Here is a 23,463-nt window from a genome sequence, read left to right on the forward strand (position 1 = left end):
AGGGCAGAGAGGGGCGCTGTCCCGCCGGCGTCTCAATTCGGTTTGTTACCACCAGTAGGACTTTCGTGTGTGAAATGCTGAGGCCGCGTTCTGTCGCGCCCCCTCTAGCCTGCCGCCCATCTCCCCCACGAGGGAGATTATGCGCTCAGACACTCTCGCCAATTTCCGATGTTGTAAGGGTGACGCGGCGGAGTACCGCCTCACCCCCCTTGCAGGCGAGATGCCCGGCAGGGCAGAGGGATGTGACGTAACACCAACCGAGCCAATCATGCCCCCACTCCATCTTGTCGAAGCCTCGATCGCCGATCTGCGCCGTGCGCTGGAAAGCGGCGCCGTCACCAGCGTCGAACTGACCGGCGCTTACCTGCGGCGCATCGCGCACTACGACCGCCACGGCATCGCGCTCAACGCCGTGCCCATCCTCAATCCCAAGATGTTCGAGGAGGCGGAAGCCTCCGACCTTCGTCGCCGCGCCGGCAAAAGCCTCGGTCCGCTCGACGGCATCCCCTACACCGCCAAGGACAGCTACAAGGCCAAGGGCCTGACGGTTGCCGCCGGTTCGCCGGCCTTCGAGCATCTCATCGCCACCGAGGACGCCTTCACCATCGCCCGGCTGCGCGCCGCCGGCGCGGTGCTGATCGGGCTGACCAACATGCCGCCGATGGCCAATGGCGGCATGCAGCGCGGCGTCTATGGCCGCGCCGAGAGCCCTTACAATGCCGATTACCTGACCGCCGCCTTCGCATCGGGCTCGTCCAACGGCTCGGGCACGGCGACCGCCGCGAGCTTCGCCGCATTCGGGCTCGGCGAGGAAACCTGGTCGTCCGGCCGCGCGCCGGCCTCCAACAATGCGCTGGTGGCCTACACGCCCTCGCGCGGTGTCATTTCCGTGCGCGGCAACTGGCCGTTGGTGCCGACCATGGATGTGGTGGTGCCGCACACGCGCAGCGTGCCCGACATGCTGGAGTTGCTCGACGTGATCGTGGCCGACGATGCCGAGACGCGCGGCGATTTCTGGCGCATGCAGCCCTGGGTGGAGATCCCGAAGGCCTCGGCGCTGAGGCCGGCAAGTTACACTGGGCTCACGCTTCAAGGTGCGCTCAAGGGGAAACGGCTCGGTGTGCCGAAAATGTATGTCGGCAAGGATGACGGCGCCGATCAGCCGATCGAAACCCGCGCCACGGTGTTCGACCTGTGGCGCCAGGCGGCGCGCGATCTCGAAGCGCTCGGCGCCGAGGTGATCGAGGTCGATCTCCCCGTCGTCTCCAATTACGAGCGCGACCGCCCGGGCGCGCTGACGATGGTCGATCGCGGGCTGGTGCCGCATGCGTTCGCTGACCGAGAGCTCTGGGATCTGTCCATCTGGTCCTGGGACGATTTCCTGCGCGCCAACGCCGATCCGGCGCTGCCCGACCTCGCTTCGGTCGACGGCCCGAAAATCTTTCCGCAACCGCCGGGCACGCTGCCCGACCGCTACGGTGACGCCGATTTCGACCTGGCGCACTATGTCGAGCGCGCCAGGCAGGGTGTCGCGCCGCTCGGCGACATTCCCGCCATCGAGGACGGGCTGAAGGGCCTCGAGGCAACGCGCCGCGTCGACTTCGAGGATTGGCTAGCGGACAATCGCCTCGACGCTGTGGTGCTGCCGGCCGTCGCCGATGTCGGCCCGGCCGATGCCGACGTCAACGAGACGTCAGCCCGGCTCGCCTGGCCCAACGGCACCTGGGTCGCCAACGGCAATCTGGTGTGGCGCCATCTCGGCATCCCGACGGTGACGGTGCCGATGGGCACCATGGCCGATATCGGCATGCCGGTCGGCCTCACCTTCGCCGGCAAGGCCTACGACGACGCGGCGCTGCTGGCCTTGGCTGGCGACTACGAGCGCGCCACGCAACGCCGCACTGCGCCACCGCGCACGCCGGCGCTGGTGGATGATATGTTTTCGGGTGAGGGCAGGGCCACCCCGAGCCATGCCGGCGATGCGCCGCTTGGCCTCACGCTGAGTGCCGAGACGACCCGCGCGGGCGACACCGACGAGATCGTGATTGTGCTGCGGATCGAGGGGAGCGGCCCGTCAGTCGTCCAGGTCCATGTCAGCGGCGAACCGGTGGTCTTGCAGGCGAGCGGCAACCGCCACACCGGCAAGGTGGTAGTACCGGCTTCCACGCATCAGGGCTTCCACAGCGTCTGGCGCGGTTCCTACGGCTCGATCGTGACCGCGATCGTGCGTCTGTCGGATGGCCGGGCGGCCGGGGCTTACACGGTGACGGGCGGGATTGGCTGACGCGTTGAAGCTGCTGATCTCCCCCCTCGTGGGGGAGATGGCCGGCAGGCCAGAGGGGGGCGCTGTCCCGCCGGCGCTCAGGTCAACTTGCCAACTGGCAGTGACGCATCTCGCAAGAGATAAATGCGCAAAGCCCCGTTCCTTCGCGCCCCCCTCTGCCCTGCCGGGCATCTCCCCCACGAGGGGGGAGATGGGCAGCTTGAGCGCCGCTACTCCACCCAATCCACCACCAGTGCCACAACCCCAAACACCGCGCCCGCCGCGCACACCGCGTTCCAGCCGCCCCAGGCCCAGGTCACTCCGGCAAGAACCGACCCAACCGCGCCGCCGATGAAGAAGATGCCGACGAACAGCCCGTTGATGCGGCCGCGCGCCGTGGGCTGCAGGAGGTTGACGGCGCGGCGGCCGAGCGTCTGGTCGCCGACGACGCCGATGTCGAGGAGCACGGCGGCGACGCCCATCAGCACCAGCGGCAGCCATGCGCCGCCGGCTTGCGCGGCGCCCGCGATGGCGGCGAGCCCGAGCGCCGCGATGAGCACGAGATGGCAGGCAATCGTCGCCGGCCGCGTCCAGCCACGGTCGCCGGCGCGGCCGAACAGCGGCGTCACCGCCGCGCCGCCTGCGCCGACCAGCGCAAACAGCGCAATGCCTTTCTGGCCGAGATCGAAGGGTGGCGCCGCGAGCCGCAGCGCCACCGCCGTCCAGAACACGCTGAAGCCCGCCATCACCAGGCTTGCCGTGAAAGCGCGCCGGCGCAGCACCGGCTCCTGGCGCAGCAATTCCAGCAGCGAAGCGAGGAGCGCCGTATAACGCGAATGCGCCAATGGCTGGCGCCTGGGCATGGCGAAGCCGAGCAGGATGGCGAGCAGCGCCAGGGTCACGGCGATGATGGCGTAGAAGGCGCGCCAGCCAAAGGCGTCGGCGACAAGGCTGGCCAGCGGACGCGACAAAAGGATGCCGATCATCAGCCCGCTCATCACGTCGCCGATGACGCGTCCGTCCTGTCCGGGCGGCGCCATCGAGGCCGCGACCGGCACCAGCACCTGGATGCAGGAGGAGGCGGCGCCGAGCACGAACAGCACCAGCAGCAGCGAGGCGGCGGACGGCGCGACCGAAGCAACCGCGGCGGCGAGCACGGCCACGACGAGCATGCGCAGCACCAGCACGCGGTTTTCGACGAGGTCGGCAAGCGGCACCAGGAAGAAGAGCCCGGCGGCATAGCCGAGCAGCGCCGCCATCGCGACCAGGCCGACCTCCGACGCGGCCGCGCCAAGCGAAGGGCCGATCAGCCCGACCAGCGTCTGCGGCGCGAAGATGTTGGTGATGATGATGCCGACCGACCCGGCAAACAGCAGCGTCTGCGCCCGGGTGATGGTTTGGGGCCTTGTGGCAGGAGGTTCGGCCAATGCGGTCGCTGCTATGCAAGGGGTGTCTGTCCCGTCCATGGAAATCCTCGTTGTCCGCATATCTCACGGGGACTTTATTCCGACTTGGCATAATGCTACAATTCAAATGACCTGATAATGATTATGCGAGATGCGCATGAACATTCACGATCTTGAAGCCTTCGTCGCCGTCGTCGAGACCGGTTCGATCGTCGGCGCCTCGGCCAGGCTGAACCTGACCCAGCCCGGCGTGACGCGCCGCATCCAGAACCTGGAGGAACGGTTGGCCACGCCCTTGCTCGACCGCCAGTCGAAGCCGCTGAAGCCGACTGTCGCGGGGCGGGAAGCCTATGAGCATGGCCGCCGTGTGCTGCGCTCGCTGGAAGACCTGAAAGCGGGTGTCTCGCCGGCCGGCGCCGTGCAGGGCGAATTCCGCCTCGGCATCATGCCCTACCTGTCGACCAGCGCGCTCTCCGAGCCGCTCGATGCCTTGCGCGAAACCTTCCCGCGATTGACGCTGAAGATCACGTCCAGCCTGTCGCCGCGCCTGGTCGAGCAGGTGCAGCACAGCGAGATCGACGCTGTCGCCGTCTGCCTGCCTGAAGGGGTTTCGCCGCCACCCGAGCTTGCCGGCGACGATCTCGGCCCGCAGTCGGTGCTGCTGGTTGCGTCGCCCGATCTCGGCGTGCCGAAGCCGGTCGAGATCGACGCGCTGTCGCGCTACCCTTGGGTGCTCAACGAAACCGGCTGCGGCTTTCGCGCCTTCATCCGCCATCGTTTCGAGGTGGCGCGGCTGCCTTTCCAGGTCGGCGTCGAGGCGCAGGGCGCGGATCTGCGCATGTCGCTGGTGGCGCGCGGCCACGGCATCGGCATCGTCACACCCGGCGCGCTTTCGGGCAGCCAGTGGCGTGACCAGGTCGAAGTGGTCGACTGCCCCGGCTTCAAACCGCAGGTCCGCTGCTGGCTCCTGCACCGCCCGCCCGCGGGCAGGCTCGCCCGGCCGATCGCGGTCTTCCGCGACGCGCTGGCCGAAGCGCTGAAGGGACCGATGCCGCTGATGTCGTGAGGGGGCGACGCCGGAACTGCTGATCTCCCCCCTCGCGGGGAAGATGGCCGGCAGGCCAGAGAGGGGCGCTGTCCCGCCACGATCAGTCAACTTGCCAACTGGCAGTGACGCGTTTCGCAAGAGCCAGATGCGCAAAAGCCTCGTTCCTTCGCGCCCCCCTCTGCCTTGCCGGGCATCTCCCCCACAAGGGGGGAGATCATGCTCTTCATCGCTTGACCCATCTCCCCCTCGCGCTAAGCTTACACCCATGCCAAACACCGCTCCCTCCGCCACCGCGCCGCTCATCGTCATCGACCTGCAGACCGGCATGTTCGACGGTCGCCTTGAGCCGCCGATCCATGATGCGGGGACCATCGCCGAACGCGCCCGCCGGCTGATCGACTGGGCCCGGCAAAGCGGCCGCAAGGTGGCCTTCATCCGCCATGACGGACCGGCGGGCGATCCGCTGGCGCCGGGCGCTCCCGGCTGGCCGGTCTGGCCTGAACTCGGCCAGGCCGCCAATGAGCCGACCTTCGGCAAGACGGTCGGCAATGCTTTTTCCGATGCCGCGCTCGCGCAATGGGTGGCGGGGCAGGGCGCGGGCGATGTCGTGCTCATCGGCGCCCAGACCGATTTCTGCGTCGCCGCCACCGTCAAGGGCGCCTTTGCCGAGGGGCTCGGCGTCACCGTGGTTTCGGATGCGCATTCGACGCTGGACAGCGACAAGGAGAAAGCGCCGGAGATCATCGCCAGGCACAATGAGACATTCGCCGGGCAGGGCGTGCGGCTGATGACGACGGCGGAGCTGGTTGGCGGGTAAATGCCGATAGGCCGCGTTCCTTCGCGCCCCCTCTGTCCTGCCGGACATCTCCCCCACAAGGGGGGAGATTGGCTGTTTCGGCGACGGCGCTTCTTTCTTACGACGTCGGAGATTGGCGAAAGGCTGCGTGAAGGCTGATCTCCCCCCAAGTGGGGGAGATGTCCGGCAGGACAGAGGGGGGCGCTGTCCCGCCAACATTCGATGTGAAATGCACTGACCAACCCAAGGAGGCCAACCTTGCCCACCCTTACTCTTCCCGCCGAAGGCGGTTGCCGCTGTGGCCGGGTGCGCCTGAGGATCTCGGCCAAACCGCTGATCACCATGGCCTGCCATTGCAGCGGCTGCCAGTCGATGTCGTCCAGCGCCTATTCGCTGAGCGCGGCGATCCCCTCGCAAGGGTTTGAGGTGACAAAGGGCGAGCCGGTGGTGGGCGGCTTGCACGGCGCCTCGAAGCATTATTTCTGCGGCCACTGCATGACCTGGATGTTCACCCGGCCGGAAGGGCTCGACTGGTTCGTCAATCCGCGCCCGACCATGCTCGACGATCATGCCTGGTTCACGCCCTTCATCGAGACCTGGACCAGTGAGAAACTGCCCTGGGCGACGACGCCTGCCGTGCACAGCTATGCGGCGCTGCCAGCATTCGAGGAATATGGGGGGTTGGTTGCAGAATACGCCAAGGCGTGAGCCGAGCGTCGGAAAAAACTGCGGCCCTGGAGCAATTCCAGGAAAAGTGCGTAGCGGTCTTCCGTCCGGAATTTGCGTCAAAACAAAACGACAGGGCGTTTCGGTGTTTCTATGAAACGGCGAGGCGTTCTGGCACCGCCGTTTGGCTTATATGGTCGACGCGGGCGTTGGGGGCGCATTGTTGGGGATGTGCTTGGGCGTCCGCGCCGACCACAGCGGCCTCATACCGCTAACATAACCATCGCATATTTTTTGCGCGCGGAAACTTCCGTGAAAACGGAATATGAATTGGGGTGCGCCTTCAAGGGGAAAAGGAAAGGGTGAAACACTTTCGCCTGCAATCCGCATTGACCGCGCGCAGCCGACCGGCGACGACTAACGCTTCCTTTTCAACGGATTGCATCTTGAACCAGACTCATTTTCTCAACGCCAGACTCACCGACGGCAGGCTCGCCGACCTCACCGTCACCGACGGCCGCTTCAGTGCGATCACGCCGGCTGCCAATTCCGCCACACCGCCGCCGGCTGCCATCGACCTCGCCGGCCAGCTGGTGCTGCCGGCTTTCGTCGAGGGCCATATCCATCTCGATACGTCCTTCTATGGCGATGCCTGGCGCCCGCACATTCCCTGCACCGACGGTTTTGACGTGCGCGAGCGTGTCGCCTTCCAGATGCGCAACCTCGCTCTGGCCGCGCCGATGGAGGAACGCGCGAAAAACCAGCTCGAGCTTTGCATCGGCAATGGCAGCCTCGCCATGCGCAGCCACGTCATGGTCGACGCCGAGGTCGGCCTGAAGCATGTGGAATGCATCCTCGCTGTCCGCGAAAAATATCGCCATATGATCGACATCCAGCTCGTCGCCTTCCCGCAGAGCGGCATCCTGTCCTCGCCCGGCACGGCGGATCTTCTGGACGAAGCGCTCAAGCTGGGCTGCGACCTCATTGGCGGTCTCGATCCGGCGAGCTTCGACCGCGACGTCGACGGCCATCTCGATGTCGTCTTCGGCCTCGCCGAAAAGCGCGGCGTCGGTGTCGATATCCACCTGCATGACGCAGGCACGCTCGGCCTGTTCCAGATCGAGGCGATCGCGGCCCGGACGAAGGCGCTCGGCATGGGCGGCAAGGTGAGTGTCAGCCATGCTTATGCGCTGGGCGACATTTCCGCCGAGGCATTGGCCAAGGCCGGCGAGATGCTGGCCGCTTGCGGCGTCGCCATCATGACCAACGCGCCCGGCAACCACGCCTTCCCGCCGGTAGCGGCGTTGCGCCAGGCCGGCGTCACGGTCTTTGCCGGCTCCGACAACATCCGCGATTCCTGGTGGCCCTATGGCGATGGCGACATGCTGAACCGCGCCAACATGATCGGCTACCGCTCCGGCTTCTACGAGGACTGGGAGCTGGAGGCCGCCTACGACGTGGTGAGCCACGCCGGCGCCAGGGCGCTGGGTCTCGAAAGCTACGGCATTTCAGTCGGCGCCAAGGCCGATTTCGTGGCGCTCAAGGCCGAGCATGTGCCGGAAGCCGTGGTTGCGGTGCCGAAGCCGCGCACGGTGTTCCGAAGGGGCAAGGAAGTGGCCAGGGACGGGAAGATCACCGCGGCCCGCCCACGCTTGACGGCTTGGAGGCTTCTGCCGCACCTTGCGGAATAGGCTGGGGATCGAAACCATGAAAAAACAATACGCAAAGCCGACGCTGGCGCGCAGAGGCAGGCTTTCCGCGCAGACCGCGCAGCAGGCGGTGTCGGACGGCCAGGCGCCGGAAAACTAGGCTATTTGGCCTGCGCTGAGCGGCTGTCGCCGTCTTTGCCGATTCCGACAACATCCGCGATTCCTGGTGACACTATGGCGACGCCGACGCCAGGGCGACGGGTCTCGAAGGCTGCGGCATTTCAATCGGCGTCAAGGCCGATTTCGTCGCGGTCAAGCCCACGCATTTACCGGAAGCCGTGGTAGCTGTGCTGAAGCCGCGCACGGTGTTCCGCAAGGGCGGGGAAGTGGCCAAGAATACAATTTGAGTGCAGTCAGAAAAGATAAACGTCTAAATTTGTGCATTGTTGAACAAAAACAAAGTGCGACGATATCGCTATCCCGCTCCTTTTAATTTTGCAGATTGCCAGAAAAAATGAGAATATTCTCTTGGGAGGATGAAGAAATGGACGCTGGCACTAAAATCATCGCGTTTTTGTGGGGCGCATTTGGCGGAGCGCTGCCGACCGTTGCCAAATTGGCAAGCACTTACGTTGCTGCTCCGACAACACCGCTGCCAGCACTTGGCCTATTGCTTGGCATTGCACTTTGGGCAATCGTTGGTGGTGGGATAGCTCTTACTAACACCAGCTATGATACCCGGCAGTCCATCTTCGCTGGCATCGCGGCACCTGCCATAATCGCAAGTTTGATTTCCGGCGCTACCAACACGCCCGGGAAAAGTGCCTCGCTTCTCGATATTTCGGCTTATGCGCAGCAGGATACCGGCAACGCCGCGAACGACTATCGAACCATTGTGATATCGCCTCGCGTAGATGGGGGCTTGCCTCGGGATACTTCCATTCCAGTCACGGTTGAGGTCAAAACAGGAGATAAGTCGTCCGTAGTCAATCTTGGCGATATAAAAGATTTGTCTGCGCCAACGACATTTACGCTCCCTTCAAACACCTCTCAGGTCTTTGTATCCGGGCAACCTGTTAAGACCAATGATACGCAAACCAACATCGATCTAAACGTAAAGACAATACCGTCCAACGGCGGCGATCTGTTGTGGGCGCTTGGTGCCCCTCGTAAATTTGATGTCCAGTCACTGCAAGTCGCACCTGCGCAACAGTAACAGCCGCAAATGCCATAGCGCGGCGCCGCCCCTGCCGATCCTGGTGGGAGATTTGTGCATGTTCGAAGGACGGGCCAGGCGGTGGGAATGGCCAGGAGCACGACTCGGCGACAAAGCGATCTGTAGCTGCCCTGAATTAGTTTGCACGCCTATGTTTCAGGCCAACGCGGCTTTGTGAAACCCTTCACCGTTCGCGCGCAATCCAGCGGATACAGACGCCTCGCAGAAGCGGCGCATGGGCGGGCACCGTTCCTGCGCCTTGCTTATGGAGGTTCCCGATGTTCAAGACCCTGAGCCGAATCCGCGCCGCCTTCGCCAAGGCCAGCAAGCGCCGCCGCACGACGCGCGAGCTGAATGAATTGCCGCAGGAGATCCAGAAGGACATCGGCTGGCCGGACGCGCAGGAGCCCGACGAGATACGCTTGCCGTTTTAGGAACAGTGCGGCTCGGAGCCATCGGCGACCAAGCCGCGGCGCCTGTTGCCTCAGCCTATCTCCGCGACGACCGTCCCCGACACCGGGTCTGTGACGCCGAGATCGCCGCCGAGATCTTCGAGCATGTCGCGGAACGTGTCGAGGATGCCGATCATCGCCGGGCGCGCTGCCACGAGGCTATCCATGCTGTTCCATTCGCCGACCATGCAGAATGTGCCATCGCCGGTCTTGATCAGGGAGCCCTTGCGAAAGCCCTTGGCGTTCAGTTTGACCTTCTGATGCGCCTCGACGAAGGCCTTCTCCTTGCCGGGCTTGGTGCGAAAACGCACTACGTTGTAAGCGGTCATGGCTTGCTCCTTTCCGTTCGAGATTCAGCCCGCGGGCTTGTAGGCGCCGGCGGCCTTGTTGGCGGCCGCGACCACCGCCTTCATGTCGAGCTCTTCGAGGACGACGAGATCGCTGACCGAACCGCTGGCCCGCACCGCCAGCGCCATGCCCATCCCGGCAATCTGGTTCGGCACCTCGCCATTGACGATGACGTCATAGATGCCGCGTGTGAACATCAGACTGCTCATCTTGCCGCCGACACTTTCAAAAAGCGCCTTGATCGCGGCTTCCCGGTCCGATCCTTGCATCAGTCCTTTGGCGGCGTGGGGTTCGTAAGTCGCCAGTATGGTAACCTTCATGGGATCCTCCTCCAGGTATCACTGTCTTGGCTACCCAACGATCTGGGCACCGCGGACGTGTCTGTCTTCTCTGGCATTTGACTGGTCTGTGGACCGCCTGGGCAATCGTGGCCAACAGGCGGTTCAGCCGGAGCATTGCTTCGGTTTTCACTAATATGCGCCTATTCTAATATAACGACAATCCCGCTCGGTGCCCGAACCTCGCGGCCTTGCCGGTCTATCGACCGTCTCGGTTGGCTGTCGTTACCCCAGCCACCACCACAAGCCTCCGGCCGCCAGTGCGATCAGGGCCGCGACGCCGGCAAGCATCAGGTAGGATCCCATGATCATCTCGTTGATGATCTTCTTGATCGAGGCGCGGTCGTTGAGGTTGGGGAAGGGCTCGTTGGGCAGCGCGACGTCGAGGAAACCGCAAAGCGGCGCCCAGCCGTCGCTGACCTTGAAGACAAGCAGCTTTTCCGGCGGCACCGCCGCCTTCACCTCTTCGATATAGGCATTGTAGCGCGCCACCGCCTTGTCGCGGTCGCCCATGACGCCCGCCAATGTGCGGCCCCAGATCAGCTTGCGCGACATGTCGCCGAACTTGCGGCCGAACGGTGTGAGCCATTCCAGCACCTTGAACTGCCAGACGGTCTCGGTGAAGTAGATCGTGTCGATGGTGCTTTCGTACCAGGCTTCGGCGCCGCGCGGATGCAGGGTCAAAAGCACCTTGGCGTCGGGATAGGCGGCCATCAGCTCGCGCCAGACGCAGCAGCCTGGATTGTCGACCGTTGCCCTGTAATTGGCAAAGACACGGCTCCAGTCGTGCTGGCTGCCCGGCGGGCTGTTGGCCACCTTGCGCCAGAAATCGAGATGGCCCTTGTTGGCCTTGTTGAGGATGACTTCCTGCATGTGGTAGCTGGCAAAGCCCAGCCTGTTCAGCGCGGCGAAGGTCGACCACGTGCCGGTGCGGCCGAATCCGGCCCCGATGACCTGGAGCGTCATGCCCCCCTCCCGTTTGGACCGATGTTCTCGTTTTTGCCGGTCTGCCGGAATGAGGTTGCATCCGCTCGCGCTTTTGCGCAATGGATTTCTATGCGTATTCGCTAATATGACTTTGACCGGGAGGATGGCGGTCCTCTCCAGGCCCGCCACCCTGCCGTCGGAGCTCGATCAGGCGTGGCCGGCCAGCGCGTTCAGCTTCGCGCAGAACTCGGCATGCGGCTTGCTCATGGCCGCGTCCTGGCATTCCTTCATCATCGTCGTCTGGTGCTTCTTCGACATCTTGGCCCAGGCCTTCTTCATGTCGGCATCGGACTTCATCGTCTTCATGGTCTTGTCGGTGAAGAAGGGCGCCATCATCTTCGGCTCGTCGAGGATGCCGGCGAATGCCGAGCCGGCAATGACCGACGCTGCCACCAGGCTAAGAAATACAGTCTTGGTTTTCATGGTCTCTAACCTCCCATCGTTGCTAGCCCCGGACGGAGCCGCTTTCATCACTACCACCGACATGTGCTGAATTAGAGACGGCTGGTATTTGCCACCGGTAACGTTTCGGTGACTATAAGGCCCGCAGCGGCGCGGATTGGCCCGTGCCCGATGTGCGGCTGGGCTATTCAATTCGGCTGCGAACCCTGATAATAGGTCAGTCAGGTTGACCTAATTAGAACACGCCCCAAGGGAGGTGCACTTTGACCCTGTTGAACCTTCTGGCCTCGCGCTCGTCGCGCATGAAGGCCTCCGAAATCCGCGAGCTGTTGAAGCTTCTCGACCAGCCCGACATCATCTCCTTTGCCGGCGGCATTCCCGACCCGTCGCTGTTTCCGGCGCAGGCGATCGACGACGCCTACCAGGCCGTGCTCGGCGGCAAGGAGGCGGGTGCGGCGCTGCAATACCAGGTCAGCGAAGGCTACCTGCCGCTGCGCAAATGGCTGGCCGCCTATATGGGCAAGCTCGGCGTTCAATGCGACGAAGGCAACATCTTCATCACGTCGGGCTCGCAGCAGGCGCTCGACTATCTCGGCAAGCTGTTCCTGTCGCCGGGCGACACGGCCCTGGTCACCTGGCCGACCTACCTCGGCGCGCTGCAGGCCTTCAACGCCTATGAGCCGCGTTACGACCGGCTGAACACGGCCGGCGGCAACATGACGCCCGAGGCCTATCGCGCGGCTGCCGGCGCACCCAGCACTTTTTCGAAAGGGGGCGGCCAGGTGAAATTCGCCTATCTGGTGCCGGATTTCGCCAACCCGACCGGCAACACGCTGGATCGCCAGCAGCGCGAGACGGTGCTCGACCTTGCCGGGGAACTCGACATCGCCGTCATCGAGGACGCCGCCTATCGCGCGCTGCGCTATGACGGCGAGGGCGAGCCGCCGATCCTGGCGCTCGACTGCGCGCGTTCCGGCGGCATCGACAACGCCCGCACGCTCTATTGCGGCTCGTTCTCCAAAATCCTGTCGCCGGGCATGCGCGTCGGCTGGGTGTGCGCGCCGCACAATGTCGTGGAAAAGCTGGTGCTGATGAAGCAGGCTTCCGACCTGCACAGCCCGTCGATCAACCAGATGGTCATGCACCGCGTCGCCGAAAGCATCTTCGACGGCCAAGTCGACAAGCTGATCGGCGCCTATCGCAAGCGCCGCGACGCGCTGCTTGCCGCGCTCGACCAAAACATGCCGGACGGCATTTCCTGGAGCAAGCCCGACGGCGGCATGTTCGTCTGGCTGACGCTGCCGGAAGGCACCGACGCCACCGAACTCCTGGCGCGCTCGGTGAAAGAGGCGCGCGTTGCCTTCGTGCCCGGCAACGCCTTCTTCGCCGACGGCACCGGCCGCAACACAATGCGCATGTCGTTCACGCTTGCCGACGACCGCGCGGTGGGCGAAGGCGTGCCGCGGCTGGCGAAGCTGATGCGGGGGTAGGGCGCGGCGCTGAAGCGCCAATCTCCCCCCTCGTGGGGGAGATGTCCGGCAGGACAGAGGGGGGCGCTGTCCCGCCAACGTCTCCGACTTTTTGCCACGCCATCGCTCCGTGGCGAGCTACGCAAATCACAAAGGTCGCGTTCCGTCGCGCCCCCCTCTGCCTTGCCAGGCATCTCCCCCACAAGGGGGGAGATCAGCTGTCGCCTCGGCCTTCGCCAATCGCCACCCCCCTCCTTTCGCCGGCTATCACCTGACCCTCGCGCAGGCGTGATTGGTAGTGCGCAGCCGTGATTATCCGCACCGCCGAATCTTCTCTACGGTCGCGCTTGATCCAACACCCCCTGGATCGACCCGGCCGTGGGGTCCCACCTCTGCGGTCCGAATGAAAGAGCCCCGACGGCCTCCACCGGCGGGGCTTTTTTCATACCTGGAGCAAGTGGCCTTTTTCGGGCCGCTTTTGCGCTAAATTCTCCGGCAACTTGGCCAAAAGGGAAGATTGCCATGACCTTGCGCCTCGGCTTCACCATGCTTGCCCTGATCGCTTTCGCCGGTCAGGCGGCCGCCTTCGAAATCTCCAGCCCGTCGGTTTCCGACGGCAAATGGGACGCCAAATATCTGGGCGACAATCCCGGATGCGGCGGCCAAAGCATTTCCGTAGCGCTTGCCTGGAAGGACCCGCCGGCCGGCACCAAGAGCTACGCGCTCACCATGTTCGATCCCGATGGCGCGGGCGGCAAGGGCTTCTGGCATTGGCTGGCCTGGAACATCCCGGTAAGCGCCAAGGGCCTCGCCGAAGGCGCCGGCGCCCAGGGTGGCAGGAAGATGCCGAAGGGATCGGTGCTGGGCAAAGGCGGCACCGGCCGCGCAGGCTATTTCGGCCCGTGCCCGCCGCCCGGCAGCGGCACGCATCACTATGTCTTCACGCTCTATGCTCTCGGCGAAAAGAAGCTGCGCGCGCCGGAAGGCCCGTTGCCGGAAATGGTCTCGACCGCGGCCAAAAGCTCCGCGCTCGGCGAGGCGACCGTGACGTATACGTTCGGCAGGTAGCGCGGCGAGGATACAGCTGACCTCCTCCCTTGTGGGGGAGATGCCCGGCAGGGCAGAGGGGGCGCTGTCCCGCCGGCCTTTCCAACTATGATCAGTAAATTCTGTCGTTGACGGTGCCTGGCTGAGCAAAATACTGGAGGCCGCGATCCTTCGCGCCCCCCTCTGGCCTGCCGGCCATCTCCCCCGCGAGAGGGGAGATTAGCCTACTCCGCCGCTTCCAACTTATCCTGCGTCCTGGTCTCGAAGTCGCTGGCGTCGTGCCGTTCGCGCAGCTGGAAGGCCGGATCGCCCGACATGCGGTTGACCATGCGGCCACGCTGCACCGTCGGGCGGGCGTCGATCGCCTTGGCCCAGCGCTGCACATGTTCATACTCATGCACCGAGAGGAAGGAGGCGGAATCATTGTATTGCCGGCCAAGCGCCAGCCCGCCATACCAGGGCCAGACCGCCATGTCGGCGATCGAATAGCCGGCGCCGCCGAGATATTCGGTTTCGGCCAGCCTGCGGTCGAGCACATCGAGCTGCCGCTTCACTTCCATCGAGAAGCGGTCGATGGCGTATTCGAACTTTTCCGGCGCATAGGCATAGAAATGGCCGAAGCCGCCGCCAAGATAAGGCGCCGAGCCCATTTGCCAGAACAGCCACGACAAGGTCTCGGCCCGCGTCGGCTGTTCGGTGGGCAGGAATTCGCCGAACTTTTCGGCCAGGTACAAAAGGATCGAACCGGATTCGAACACCCTGATCGGCTTCTTGCCGCTATGGTCCATCAGCGCCGGGATCTTCGAATTGGGATTGACCTCGACGAAGCCTGAGCCGAACTGGTCGCCGTCTCCGATCTTGATCAGCCAGGCGTCGTATTCTGCGCCCTTGTGGCCGAGCGCCAAAAGCTCCTCCAGCATGATCGTTACCTTCACCCCATTTGGCGTCCCCAGCGAATAGAGCTGCAGCGGATGCTTGCCGACGGGCAGTTCCTTTTCATGCGTGGGGCCGGCGATCGGCCGGTTGATCGAGGCGAACTCGCCGCCATTCGCCTTGTTCCAGGTCCAGACTTTCGGCGGGGTATACTGGTTCATGTTTCGAAGGCCCTTTTTGAAGCGGTGAAGTCGGCGACGGGATGAATCGCGATAAAATTAGGTACGGTTCCGCGCGCGTCAAAGAAAAAAGTTCAATTTTTGTTGAACTAGTGCTTATGCCAGCCTTGCAGCTCCCAAAAGCGAAGGGGAAGATCGCCCTTGCACCGCGCCCCTTTGGCCATACCTATAGGGAAAGACCCGCATTACAGGTTGGATCGATGACCATCGAAAAAATTTCACGTTCCGTCGTCGCCGTGCGCGCCACGGTTCCGGACGACGCCTTCACCGCCAATGCGCTGGGCACGCGCCGCGAAGGCAGCGGCGTGGTGATCCGCGACAATGGGCTGGTGCTGACCATCGGCTATCTCATCACCGAGGCCGAGGAAGTATGGCTGACCGACCAGAACGGCCGCGTCATTCCCGCCCATGCGCTGGCCTATGACCAGGAGACCGGTTTCGGCCTGGTGCAGGCGCTGTCGCCACTCGGCCTGCCGGCGGTCGAGTTCGCCGATGCGGCGCAAGCCGATACCGGCGACGCGGTGACGCTTGCCGACGGCATCGGCCAGCAGGTCGACGCCCATATCGTCACCAAACAGGAATTCGCCGGCTATTGGGAATATCTCATCGACGAGGCGATCTTCATCGCGCCGGCGCACCCGTCCTGGGGCGGCGCCGGGCTGTTCGACGCCGACGGCAGGCTGCTCGGCGTCGGCTCGCTGCGCCTGCAGATGAGCCGCGCCGGCGAAGTCGCCGATATCAACATGGTGGTGCCGATCAACCTTCTGACGCCGATCCTCGACGATCTGATCAAGCGCGGCCAGACCGCCAGGCCGCCGCGTCCGTGGCTTGGCGCCTTCTCGGCCGAATCGAACGGCATGGTGGTGGTGATGAGCGTCGCCAAAGGCGGCCCGGCGGCCAAGGCGGGCCTGCGCCAGGGCGACATCATCTCCGATGTGCGCGACGGCGAGGTCGACGGTCTCGCCGACTTCTACAGAAAGCTCTGGCAGAACCCGGCCGGCTCGGAAATCCCGCTGCGCGTGGTGCGCGACGGCCGCGAGACCTGGCTCAGGGTAAAATCGGCCGACCGCAATTCCTTCCTGAAGAAGCCGCAGCTGCAGTAGCGCCGGATGCATCCTCGGCTGCTGAAGACATTCCTCGCCGTGGCCCGCAGCGGCAACGTCACGCGCGCTGCGGCCGAGGTCAATCTCGCCCAGTCGAGCGTCAGCGATCAGATCCAGGCGCTGGAGGCCGAGCTTGACGCGCCCCTGTTCACCCGCTCGCGGCAGGGTTTGAAACTGACCCCAGCGGGCGCGGCGCTGAAACCTTATGCCGAGGAACTGCTGGCGCTCGCCGATGAAACGCGCGGCGCGGTCGATGCCGCGTCAGGGCGGACGACCGGAAGCTTGTCGATCGGCGCGCTGGAGACGATCGCAGCCGCACGGCTCGCCGGCTGGCTGGCCGGATTTCGCGCTGGCCATCCCGATATCGATATCAAGCTCAGGATCGCCGGCACCGGCGAGTTGCTGCGCCGTCTCAGCGAGGGCGAGATCGACGTCGCCTTCTGCTTCGATCGCGCCGCGCTCGACGAGCGTTTCGCCAAACGCAGCGTCGCGGCCGAACCGCTGACGCTGATTGCGCCGCCGGGCGAGAACCGCGCCGAAGTCGATCTGGCGACGCTGGCCGAGCGGCAGTTCGTGGCGACCGAGACCGGCTGCGTCTACCGCCATATGATCGACCGCGCTTTCTCCGACGCCGGCCTCGGCAAGCCAAGCCTCGCCGTCGAAGCCGGCAGCATCGATGCCATCGCCGGCCTGGTGGCTCAAGGCTGCGGGCTGGCGCTGGTGCCGCGTCTTGCTGTCGCCGCCGCGCTCGAGCGCGGCGAGGTCAGCGAAATGACATGGCCAGGCCCGGTTCGCGCGGCGGACCTCGTCATGATCTGGCGGCGCCGGCGCGTGCAGCCGCCGGCGCTGAAGGCGCTGCTTGCCGAAATGGGCGAGGATTTCGCGCCGGTCACACCAGCCGGTGACCGCCCTCGACATGCAGCGTCTCCCCCGTCGTAAAGCCGTTGCCGATCAGGAAGCGGAGCGCGTCGGCGATGTCGTCCGGCCGCCCGACACGCCCCACGGGCAGGCGCTTGGCCATGGCGGCAAGCGTGTCGGCCTTCTTGTCGCCGGCGACGAATTCCCAGATCGGCGTATCGACCCAGCCCGGTGATACTGCATTGACGCGGATCGGTGCGAGTTCGACGGCCAAAGCCCGCACCAGGCCTTCAAGCGCTGCATTGACGGCCGCAACCACCGCGCCGCGCGCCACCGGCCGATAAGCGGCAATGCCGGAGACGAAGGTCAGAGAACCGGTGGCCGGCAGCTTCGGTGCGCCATGCTTGGCGAGCAGCAGCGGCCCATGGAACTTGCTTTCCACGACGCGTTGCGCGGCCGATAGCTCGATCTCGGGTAGCAGGCGATAAACGCCTTCGATGTCGGCCGCCGTGCTGACGATATGGTCGAGTGGCCCGATGCCGGCAAACAGTCCCGCCACCTCGTCCTCGCGGCTGATATCGACCACCGCGGTTTCAAGCGCGGCCGGGTTGCCGAGCCCGTCGCGGGCGGCATTCAGCTTTGCCGCATTGCGCCCGGCGATGATGACGCCGGCACCTTCATCCAGGCAGCGCCTGGCGAGCGCCAGCCCCATGCCCGAACTGCCGCCGACGATGAGTATTTTTGCCTTGTCCATGTCCATGCCTTTCCTGTGCATGGACGCTGATGTGGCGGTTTGCAGCGGTCAGCGGAAACGGAAGAAACCGATAGCGCTATCGACGGCTCCGATTGCGGAGCCGAAAGATTGCCAGCTTGTGCTTCCGGACCTGGCACAACCGGTCGAGAGACCTGGCTACCCGTCAAATCCGCGGGCTTCGATTCCCTCCCGACAAACCGCGGCTGCGGCAGCCTTGACTTGGGCGATGGCCGATCCAGATGCTCGATACGGGGTTTTGGGTTCGTGCATTGCGCCCTCATCGTCGGCTCGTTCAGGGCGACGAATGGCCGTCGTAAGGAGATGTCTCGTGAACAAAAAATCCCTCATCGTGCTGGCAACGTCGCTGGCTTCCGTCCTCGCTTTTTCGCTCGGCGAAACGTCCATTGCATCAGCGCAAAGCGGCACGAGCATCGTGGTTGGGGCCGATACGACCTTCCCACCTTTCGAGACCGAGACGAATGGCCAGGTCACCGGCTTCGACATCGACATGATCGGCGCGATCGCCAAGGCCGAGAACATGACGCTCACCCTGAAGACACTGCCCTTCGACGGCATCATCCCCAGTTTGCAGGCCGGCTCGATCGACGCCGCTGTCGCCGGAATAACCATCAAGAAGAGCCGCATGGAGAACGTCGAGTTCAGCGACGCCTACTACAAGTCCGGCCTTTCGGTGCTGGTGAAGAAAGACTCTGAAATCAAGAGCTTCGACGACCTCAAGGGCCATGTCGTTGCCACCAAGAAGGCAACGTCCTCCGTCGACTATCTGACCGGCCATGGCTTCGAGCAGGACTATATCAAGCAGTTCCAGAGCATCGATGCCGCTTATCAGGCGCTCGAGACTGGCGGCGCCGATGCCGTTATCTTCGACAACCCTGTCAACCTCAGCTTCAAGGCTGCCCATGACGACGTCCAGACCGTCGGGCCGCTGCTGACCGGCGAATATTACGGCATAGCCATCAGCAAGCAGAAGCCGGAACTGGTCAAGCAGATCAATGACGGCCTCGCCAAGATCAAGCAGAACGGCGAATACCAGAAACTGTTCGAGAAATATTTCGGCGGCGACACCAGCGGCGTGGTCAATGACGTGCAGAAGCCGGACGCCGTCGCGATCTCGGGCTGAGGCCGGTTCCGATCATTTTGAGCAGTTGACCCATCAGCCTTCCCGGCAGTCTTGCGAAGACGGCCGGGAAGGCTAACCCAAGGCACGGTTCATGGACCCAATCCGCCAAAACCTACCCGTCCTCCTCGACGGCCTGCGGCTGACCATCCAGTATTCGATCGTTGCCATCATCCTGATGGTGGTCATCGGCCTGATCGCCGCGCTGATGCGCCTGTCGAAAGTCGCGCTGCTGCGCTGGATCGCCACCGCCTATGTGGAGATTTTCCGATCGACGCCGCTCCTGGTGCAGCTCTTCTTCATCGTGCTTGGCCTGCCCGCGATCCTGCCCGTCAACCGATGGTTCGGACAGTTGACATATCCCATCCTCGCCGCCGCCTTCACGCTCAGCCTGAATGAAGGCGCCTACGTTACCGAGATCGTCCGCGCCGGCATTCTCGGCGTCGACCGGGGGCAGAAGGAAGCGGCGCAATCGATCGCCATGAACGGCTTCCAGACGATGCGCTACATCGTCCTGCCGCAGGCCTTCAAGCGCATGATCCCGCCGCTGGTCAACCAGGCGGCCCAGACCATCAAGGACACCTCGCTGCTGGCGCCGGTCGGTATCGTCGAACTCGTCTACAAGGGCCAGATCGTGATCGCGCAGACCTTTGCGTCCTTCGCCATCTGGGGGCTGATCGCCGCCCTCTATTTCATCCTCATCTTCTCGCTGTCGAAGTTCTCGTCCTACCTGGAGAGGAGGCTGCAAGTTGATAAACGTTAAGGAGCTGCACAAGTCCTTCGGCCACAACGAGATCCTGAAGGGGATATCCACGCATGTGGAGGAGAAGGAGGTCGTCGTCGTCATCGGTCCTTCCGGCAGCGGCAAGAGCACGTTTCTGCGTTGCCTGAACGGGCTGGAGGCGGCCACCAGCGGCGAGATCGAAATCGCCGGCATGACGCTCACCGATCCGAAGACGAACATTCACAAGCTGCGCCAGCATGTCGGCATGGTCTTTCAGCAGTTCAACCTGTTCAAGCACCTCACCATTCTGGAGAACGTCACGATCGGACCGCGCAAGGTCAAGAAGGTGTCGACCGAGGAGGCCAACCGGGTGGCGCGCGAATTGCTGGCCAAGGTCGGCCTGGTCGGCAAGGAAGCGAATTATCCCGATGAGCTTTCCGGCGGCCAGCAGCAACGCGTCGCCATCGCCCGCTCGCTGGCGATGGGGCCGGATGTCATGCTCTTCGACGAGCCGACCTCGGCGCTCGATCCCGAAATGGTGGGCGAGGTGCTCCAGGTCATGAAGACGCTGGCCATCGAGGGCATGACGATGGTGGTCGTCACCCATGAGATGGGTTTTGCCCGCGAGGTCGGCCATCGGGTGATCTTCATGGATGACGGCATGATCGTGGAGGAAGGTGCGCCCAGGGCGCTCTTCTCGGATCCGCAAAGGGATCGCACGAAGAGCTTTCTCGCGAAAATCCTGTAGGCTTCGACCTCACGCCGTGACGGGTAGCTCAGTTGCGCCGCGCGCTGGCGAGGACGACGAGGTTGTTGTCGGGGTCCCGCATGCGCATGATGTAGAAATCCTTCGCGTCCTCGACGGGGCCGGGCTCAAGGCCGGCATCGGCCAGGCGTTTGCGCTCGGGCTCCAGCGGCAGGACACCGATGGTCAGCGTGCTCGTGCCGGCCTTGTCCTTGTCCTCGAAGAGCTGCACTTCGGCGCTGTCGGTGAACTGCCATTCGACCAGCCCGGCCATCGGCCGGCGGGCGGGCGCCTTGCCGAACAGTTTCTCATACCATTGCGTGCTGGCTTCGAGATTGGAACAGCTGACATGGGCGAAGATCGTCTCGATACCCATTGGGGCCTCCTCGGATCGGTTGCTCTGCACCGGGAACGCGGCGACCGCCCGGCGCGTTCCGGCCGGGGAGGACTTCGAGATAGCCTGCGGCCGCCTGCTGACAGGAACTGGCACCGGTGACGGCTACAAGCGGGCAGGAATCATCCAGACTGCTGGCAAACTAAGCGAGGTAAAAATGGCGCCGATCAAGGTCGACCCGGACAAGGTGCGGGAGTTTCCCGACGCCCAAAGCTTCCATGCCTGGCTTGGCGACAATCACGCTGGTGAAAGCGAGGTCTGGATCAAGGTCCACAAGGTCGGTTCGGGCCTGGCCTCGATCACGCCGAAAGAGGCGATCGACGTGGTGCTGTGCTTCGGCTGGATCGATGCGGTGCGCAAGTCGCTCGACGACAAAAGCTTCCTGCAGCGCTACACGCCGCGCGGCAGGAAGAGCATCTGGAGCAAGATCAACATCGATAATGTCGCCCGCCTGGTCGAGGAGGGCCGGATGACCGAGCATGGCTTGCGTCAGGTCGAGGCAGCCAAGGCCGACGGTCGCTGGGACCGCGCCTATGGCGGCTCCAGGGAGATGACCATTCCGCCGGACCTGCAGGCGGCGATCGATGCCGAGCCGAAGGCGAGGGCGATGTTGCCGACGCTGAACGCCCAGAATCGCTTCTCGCTCGCCTTCCGCACCCACAACATGAAGACCGAGGCGGGGCGAAAGAAGAAGATCGCCGACCTTGTCGCCATGCTGGCGCGCGGCGAAACGATCTATCCGCAGAAGAAGTAGGGCATGATTCCGAACCGAAGGACCGCGCCAGTGGTTGCCGGTTTTCGGAGAGGAGCATGCCTCACCAGAGCATTTCACCGGTGAAGTGCTCTAACTATTTGTTTTTACGCAATTCCGGACGGAAAACCGCACACACTTTTCCTGGAATTGCTCTAAGACCGAAAACAAAAACGCCGCCCGGAAGGCAGGGCGGCGTTTTCGGGAAGCGATGATCCTGAACCCCTTTGGAGGCGGCCCGGGATCATCCGGTCATGAAGAGTGTTCGCAGTTCCAGGAAAGCACGGAACCGCGCAGAGGCAGCGTCTTAGGCGGCCTTCTTCGCGGCATGCTTCTTCACGTGATGCTTGCGCACGTGATGCTTCTTCACGTGATGCTTCTTGGCATGATGCTTCGCGTGCTTCTTGCCGTGATGATGCTTCTTGGCGTGATGACGGTGATGCTTCTTGGCGTGATGCTTCTTGTGCTCGACCTTGGCGGCCGGCTTCGCCGTCTCGGTGGTCGCGGCCGGAGCAGCCGTCGTGGTGGTGGTCGTGGTCGCGGCGGTCGTCGCGGCAGCGTTGGCTTCGGTGGTGCCGAGCGCCGGCACCGCGAAAGCGAGCGCGACGGCAAGGCCGAGTGCGGAAAGAAGGGTCTTTTTCATAATCGGCATTCCTTGTTTAAGATCGATGTCTCTGTCGCGCGCCGCAAATTCGGCTGCTCCGGCATCGCTTATGACAGGCGCTCTTTTCGCGAGTTTTTCCCGAGTGTTGAATCTTGTTTCTGAATTGTGTCTGGCGGCTCGGCGCCACACGAATTGGGAAGGTGACCGCATTGCCGGCCGACAGGGCGGCAGCGCGTGGAGGCGCGATTTACGCTTCGGTCCTGGCGACAGCCCTGCGCATCCGGCTGGTTCAAGATCGGGATCATTCATGAGCCTGGTCGCACAACGCGTGCGAGCCTCGCGCCCTAATCAATCGCTGCGATCGATGCCATCTTGCTATCGACATGAGGAACCGAAGGAACACGCGCAATGACCACCGACAAGAACAATTCCGGCAAGGTGGCGCTTGTCACCGGCGGCAATCGCGGCATCGGCCTGGAGACGGGTCGCCAGCTCGCCGCGCTCGGCTTCACCGTGCTCCTCGGCGTGCGCGATCTCGCCAAGGGCGAGACGGCGGCAAAGCAGCTCGGCGGCAAGGTCGAAGCCATTGAACTCGACGTCGCCGCGCCCGATGCGGCGGCGCGCGCGGCCGCCGAGGTCGAGCGCCGGTTTGGCCGGCTCGACGTCCTGGTCAACAACGCGGCCATCCACTACGACCCGGGCTCGCGGGCGCTGAGGCCCGACTGGACGGTGATCCGCGAGGCGTTCGAGACCAATGTCTTCGGCGCCTGGCGTGTCGCCGCGGCCTTCGCGCCGCTGCTCAGCGCCTCCGGTCATGGCCGGCTGGTCAATGTCTCGTCCGAGGGCGGCTCGCTCGCCTCGATGGGCGCCGGCGCGCCGGCCTATTCGACCAGCAAGGCGACGCTCAACGCGCTGACCCGCATCCTGGCCGGCGAGCTGCGCGGCGCCGGTGTGCTGGTCAATTCGATCTGCCCCGGCTGGGTCGCGACAGACATGGGCGGCCCTGGCGGTCGCCCCGTCGCGCAAGGAGCGGCCGGCATCGTCTGGGCGGCAACCCTGCCGGATGACGGCCCGACCGGCGGCTTCTTCCGCGACGGCAAGACGCTACCCTGGTGAATGGTTGGATTGCTCGGCACTGAGGATGTAGCCAATCCGCCATAAGTGTCTGTTCTAATTCATTTTTCCACTATCGC

Annotated in this window: 26 protein-coding genes; 17 read left to right on the forward strand and 9 right to left on the reverse strand. The window is 64.0% G+C overall.

The features are described 5' to 3' along the window. Positions 1 to 268: 268 nt before the first annotated feature. Entirely contained in the window at positions 269 to 2,284 is a 2,016-nt protein-coding gene (locus AB6802_RS09005; protein ID WP_371009716.1) for an amidase, read from the forward strand. A gap of 209 nt (positions 2,285 to 2,493) precedes the next feature. Here the strand turns inward: AB6802_RS09005 and AB6802_RS09010 are convergent, their stop codons facing one another. Continuing rightward, on the reverse strand, positions 2,494 to 3,690 hold the full coding sequence (locus AB6802_RS09010; protein ID WP_371009718.1) for an MFS transporter: 1,197 nt from the start codon (positions 3,688 to 3,690) through the stop codon (positions 2,494 to 2,496). Positions 3,691 to 3,826: 136 nt separating this feature from the next. Here AB6802_RS09010 and AB6802_RS09015 point away from each other — a divergent pair, with 136 nt between their 5' ends. The 7 genes from AB6802_RS09015 to AB6802_RS09045 all read left to right on the forward strand — a co-directional run bounded on the left by AB6802_RS09015 (position 3,827) and on the right by AB6802_RS09045 (position 9,478). After that, positions 3,827 to 4,735: a LysR family transcriptional regulator gene (locus AB6802_RS09015; RefSeq protein WP_371009719.1), complete on the forward strand. Its 909-nt coding sequence runs from the start codon at positions 3,827 to 3,829 to the stop codon at positions 4,733 to 4,735. Positions 4,736 to 4,982: 247 nt separating this feature from the next. Next, positions 4,983 to 5,534, forward strand: coding sequence for an isochorismatase family protein (locus tag AB6802_RS09020; protein ID WP_371009720.1), 552 nt, complete (start codon positions 4,983 to 4,985; stop codon positions 5,532 to 5,534). Positions 5,535 to 5,771: 237 nt separating this feature from the next. Next, complete coding sequence (locus AB6802_RS09025; protein ID WP_371009721.1) at positions 5,772 to 6,221, forward strand: GFA family protein; 450 nt, start codon at positions 5,772 to 5,774, stop codon at positions 6,219 to 6,221. A 401-nt stretch (positions 6,222 to 6,622) separates the two neighbouring features. Next, positions 6,623 to 7,870 (forward strand): amidohydrolase family protein, encoded by a 1,248-nt coding sequence (locus AB6802_RS09030; protein WP_371009970.1) that lies wholly within the window; start codon positions 6,623 to 6,625, stop codon positions 7,868 to 7,870. A gap of 16 nt (positions 7,871 to 7,886) precedes the next feature. Further along, entirely contained in the window at positions 7,887 to 7,988 is a 102-nt protein-coding gene (locus tag AB6802_RS09035; RefSeq protein WP_371009722.1) for a putative RiPP precursor, read from the forward strand. Between the two features lie 384 nt (positions 7,989 to 8,372). Further along, positions 8,373 to 9,044 (forward strand): hypothetical protein, encoded by a 672-nt coding sequence (locus AB6802_RS09040; protein ID WP_371009723.1) that lies wholly within the window; start codon positions 8,373 to 8,375, stop codon positions 9,042 to 9,044. 278 nt (positions 9,045 to 9,322) lie between these two features. Beyond that, complete coding sequence (locus AB6802_RS09045) at positions 9,323 to 9,478, forward strand: DUF1127 domain-containing protein (protein WP_371009724.1); 156 nt, start codon at positions 9,323 to 9,325, stop codon at positions 9,476 to 9,478. Positions 9,479 to 9,528: 50 nt separating this feature from the next. On the opposite strand, the gene AB6802_RS09050 is transcribed toward AB6802_RS09045, so the two are convergent. From AB6802_RS09050 to AB6802_RS09065, 4 genes are all read right to left on the reverse strand, one after another. After that, positions 9,529 to 9,825, reverse strand: a complete 297-nt coding sequence (locus tag AB6802_RS09050) for a DUF718 domain-containing protein (RefSeq protein ID WP_371009725.1) — start codon at positions 9,823 to 9,825, stop codon at positions 9,529 to 9,531. A 24-nt stretch (positions 9,826 to 9,849) separates the two neighbouring features. Continuing rightward, entirely contained in the window at positions 9,850 to 10,164 is a 315-nt protein-coding gene (locus AB6802_RS09055; RefSeq protein WP_371009726.1) for a GYD domain-containing protein, read from the reverse strand. Between the two features lie 243 nt (positions 10,165 to 10,407). Beyond that, complete coding sequence (locus AB6802_RS09060) at positions 10,408 to 11,148, reverse strand: sulfotransferase family protein (RefSeq protein WP_371009727.1); 741 nt, start codon at positions 11,146 to 11,148, stop codon at positions 10,408 to 10,410. Between the two features lie 168 nt (positions 11,149 to 11,316). After that, the gene (locus tag AB6802_RS09065; protein WP_371009728.1) at positions 11,317 to 11,592 is read right to left on the reverse strand and encodes a hypothetical protein; all 276 of its coding nucleotides are present in this window, start codon (positions 11,590 to 11,592) and stop codon (positions 11,317 to 11,319) included. A gap of 281 nt (positions 11,593 to 11,873) precedes the next feature. Here AB6802_RS09065 and AB6802_RS09070 point away from each other — a divergent pair, with 281 nt between their 5' ends. Further along, positions 11,874 to 13,061 (forward strand): PLP-dependent aminotransferase family protein, encoded by a 1,188-nt coding sequence (locus AB6802_RS09070; RefSeq protein ID WP_371009971.1) that lies wholly within the window; start codon positions 11,874 to 11,876, stop codon positions 13,059 to 13,061. Between the two features lie 501 nt (positions 13,062 to 13,562). Continuing rightward, positions 13,563 to 14,108: a YbhB/YbcL family Raf kinase inhibitor-like protein gene (locus tag AB6802_RS09075; protein WP_371009729.1), complete on the forward strand. Its 546-nt coding sequence runs from the start codon at positions 13,563 to 13,565 to the stop codon at positions 14,106 to 14,108. Positions 14,109 to 14,311: 203 nt separating this feature from the next. On the opposite strand, the gene yghU is transcribed toward AB6802_RS09075, so the two are convergent. After that, a complete protein-coding gene (gene yghU, locus AB6802_RS09080) occupies positions 14,312 to 15,181 on the reverse strand; it encodes a glutathione-dependent disulfide-bond oxidoreductase (protein WP_371009730.1) in 870 nt (289 codons plus the stop codon). 218 nt (positions 15,182 to 15,399) lie between these two features. Here yghU and AB6802_RS09085 point away from each other — a divergent pair, with 218 nt between their 5' ends. After that, entirely contained in the window at positions 15,400 to 16,302 is a 903-nt protein-coding gene (locus AB6802_RS09085) for a S1C family serine protease (protein WP_371009731.1), read from the forward strand. Positions 16,303 to 16,308: 6 nt separating this feature from the next. Beyond that, a complete protein-coding gene (locus tag AB6802_RS09090) occupies positions 16,309 to 17,241 on the forward strand; it encodes a LysR family transcriptional regulator (protein ID WP_371009732.1) in 933 nt (310 codons plus the stop codon). On the opposite strand, the gene AB6802_RS09095 is transcribed toward AB6802_RS09090, so the two are convergent. Next, positions 17,192 to 17,920 carry an SDR family oxidoreductase gene (locus AB6802_RS09095; protein WP_371009733.1) on the reverse strand — a complete coding sequence of 243 codons (729 nt, stop codon included), beginning with the start codon at positions 17,918 to 17,920 and terminating at the stop codon, positions 17,192 to 17,194. The genes AB6802_RS09090 and AB6802_RS09095 overlap by 50 nt on opposite strands. A 322-nt stretch (positions 17,921 to 18,242) precedes the next feature. Here AB6802_RS09095 and AB6802_RS09100 point away from each other — a divergent pair, with 322 nt between their 5' ends. From AB6802_RS09100 to AB6802_RS09110, 3 genes are all read left to right on the forward strand, one after another. Continuing rightward, positions 18,243 to 19,055, forward strand: coding sequence for a transporter substrate-binding domain-containing protein (locus tag AB6802_RS09100; protein WP_371009734.1), 813 nt, complete (start codon positions 18,243 to 18,245; stop codon positions 19,053 to 19,055). Between the two features lie 91 nt (positions 19,056 to 19,146). Then, positions 19,147 to 19,815, forward strand: coding sequence for an amino acid ABC transporter permease (locus tag AB6802_RS09105; RefSeq protein ID WP_371009735.1), 669 nt, complete (start codon positions 19,147 to 19,149; stop codon positions 19,813 to 19,815). After that, a complete protein-coding gene (locus AB6802_RS09110) occupies positions 19,802 to 20,524 on the forward strand; it encodes an amino acid ABC transporter ATP-binding protein (protein ID WP_371009736.1) in 723 nt (240 codons plus the stop codon). Before AB6802_RS09105 ends, AB6802_RS09110 begins: the two co-directional genes overlap by 14 nt. A 28-nt stretch (positions 20,525 to 20,552) precedes the next feature. Here the strand turns inward: AB6802_RS09110 and AB6802_RS09115 are convergent, their stop codons facing one another. Beyond that, on the reverse strand, positions 20,553 to 20,897 hold the full coding sequence (locus tag AB6802_RS09115) for a VOC family protein (RefSeq protein ID WP_371009737.1): 345 nt from the start codon (positions 20,895 to 20,897) through the stop codon (positions 20,553 to 20,555). Between the two features lie 175 nt (positions 20,898 to 21,072). On the opposite strand from AB6802_RS09115, the gene AB6802_RS09120 reads away from it, so the two are divergent. Next, positions 21,073 to 21,669, forward strand: coding sequence for a YdeI family protein (locus AB6802_RS09120; RefSeq protein WP_371009738.1), 597 nt, complete (start codon positions 21,073 to 21,075; stop codon positions 21,667 to 21,669). Positions 21,670 to 21,973: 304 nt separating this feature from the next. Here AB6802_RS09120 and AB6802_RS09125 read toward each other — a convergent pair whose 3' ends face one another. After that, entirely contained in the window at positions 21,974 to 22,309 is a 336-nt protein-coding gene (locus AB6802_RS09125; RefSeq protein WP_371009739.1) for a hypothetical protein, read from the reverse strand. Between the two features lie 369 nt (positions 22,310 to 22,678). Here AB6802_RS09125 and AB6802_RS09130 point away from each other — a divergent pair, with 369 nt between their 5' ends. Then, a complete protein-coding gene (locus tag AB6802_RS09130) occupies positions 22,679 to 23,386 on the forward strand; it encodes an SDR family NAD(P)-dependent oxidoreductase (protein ID WP_371009740.1) in 708 nt (235 codons plus the stop codon). Positions 23,387 to 23,463: the final 77 nt, after the last annotated feature.

The organism is Mesorhizobium sp. RCC_202 (assembly GCF_041355295.1).
Classification (GTDB): domain Bacteria; phylum Pseudomonadota; class Alphaproteobacteria; order Rhizobiales; family Rhizobiaceae; genus Mesorhizobium.

Bases quoted from the DNA above. Each gene is read 5' to 3' on its own strand.
- AB6802_RS09095 (WP_371009733.1), bottom strand. From the start codon at position 17,920: ATGGACATGGACAAGGCAAAAATACTCATCGTCGGCGGCAGTTCGGGC.
- AB6802_RS09040 (WP_371009723.1), top strand. From the start codon at position 8,373: ATGGACGCTGGCACTAAAATCATCGCGTTTTTGTGGGGCGCATTTGGC.
- AB6802_RS09105 (WP_371009735.1), top strand. From the start codon at position 19,147: ATGGACCCAATCCGCCAAAACCTACCCGTCCTCCTCGACGGCCTGCGG.
- AB6802_RS09065 (WP_371009728.1), bottom strand. From the start codon at position 11,592: ATGAAAACCAAGACTGTATTTCTTAGCCTGGTGGCAGCGTCGGTCATT.
- AB6802_RS09090 (WP_371009732.1), top strand. From the start codon at position 16,309: ATGCATCCTCGGCTGCTGAAGACATTCCTCGCCGTGGCCCGCAGCGGC.
- AB6802_RS09045 (WP_371009724.1), top strand. From the start codon at position 9,323: ATGTTCAAGACCCTGAGCCGAATCCGCGCCGCCTTCGCCAAGGCCAGC.
- AB6802_RS09075 (WP_371009729.1), top strand. From the start codon at position 13,563: ATGACCTTGCGCCTCGGCTTCACCATGCTTGCCCTGATCGCTTTCGCC.
- AB6802_RS09085 (WP_371009731.1), top strand. From the start codon at position 15,400: ATGACCATCGAAAAAATTTCACGTTCCGTCGTCGCCGTGCGCGCCACG.
- AB6802_RS09060 (WP_371009727.1), bottom strand. From the start codon at position 11,148: ATGACGCTCCAGGTCATCGGGGCCGGATTCGGCCGCACCGGCACGTGG.
- AB6802_RS09050 (WP_371009725.1), bottom strand. From the start codon at position 9,825: ATGACCGCTTACAACGTAGTGCGTTTTCGCACCAAGCCCGGCAAGGAG.
- AB6802_RS09055 (WP_371009726.1), bottom strand. From the start codon at position 10,164: ATGAAGGTTACCATACTGGCGACTTACGAACCCCACGCCGCCAAAGGA.
- yghU (WP_371009730.1), bottom strand. From the start codon at position 15,181: ATGAACCAGTATACCCCGCCGAAAGTCTGGACCTGGAACAAGGCGAAT.
- AB6802_RS09125 (WP_371009739.1), bottom strand. From the start codon at position 22,309: ATGAAAAAGACCCTTCTTTCCGCACTCGGCCTTGCCGTCGCGCTCGCT.
- AB6802_RS09130 (WP_371009740.1), top strand. From the start codon at position 22,679: ATGACCACCGACAAGAACAATTCCGGCAAGGTGGCGCTTGTCACCGGC.
- AB6802_RS09120 (WP_371009738.1), top strand. From the start codon at position 21,073: ATGGCGCCGATCAAGGTCGACCCGGACAAGGTGCGGGAGTTTCCCGAC.
- AB6802_RS09035 (WP_371009722.1), top strand. From the start codon at position 7,887: ATGAAAAAACAATACGCAAAGCCGACGCTGGCGCGCAGAGGCAGGCTT.
- AB6802_RS09015 (WP_371009719.1), top strand. From the start codon at position 3,827: ATGAACATTCACGATCTTGAAGCCTTCGTCGCCGTCGTCGAGACCGGT.
- AB6802_RS09070 (WP_371009971.1), top strand. From the start codon at position 11,874: ATGAAGGCCTCCGAAATCCGCGAGCTGTTGAAGCTTCTCGACCAGCCC.
- AB6802_RS09115 (WP_371009737.1), bottom strand. From the start codon at position 20,897: ATGGGTATCGAGACGATCTTCGCCCATGTCAGCTGTTCCAATCTCGAA.
- AB6802_RS09005 (WP_371009716.1), top strand. From the start codon at position 269: ATGCCCCCACTCCATCTTGTCGAAGCCTCGATCGCCGATCTGCGCCGT.
- AB6802_RS09020 (WP_371009720.1), top strand. From the start codon at position 4,983: ATGCCAAACACCGCTCCCTCCGCCACCGCGCCGCTCATCGTCATCGAC.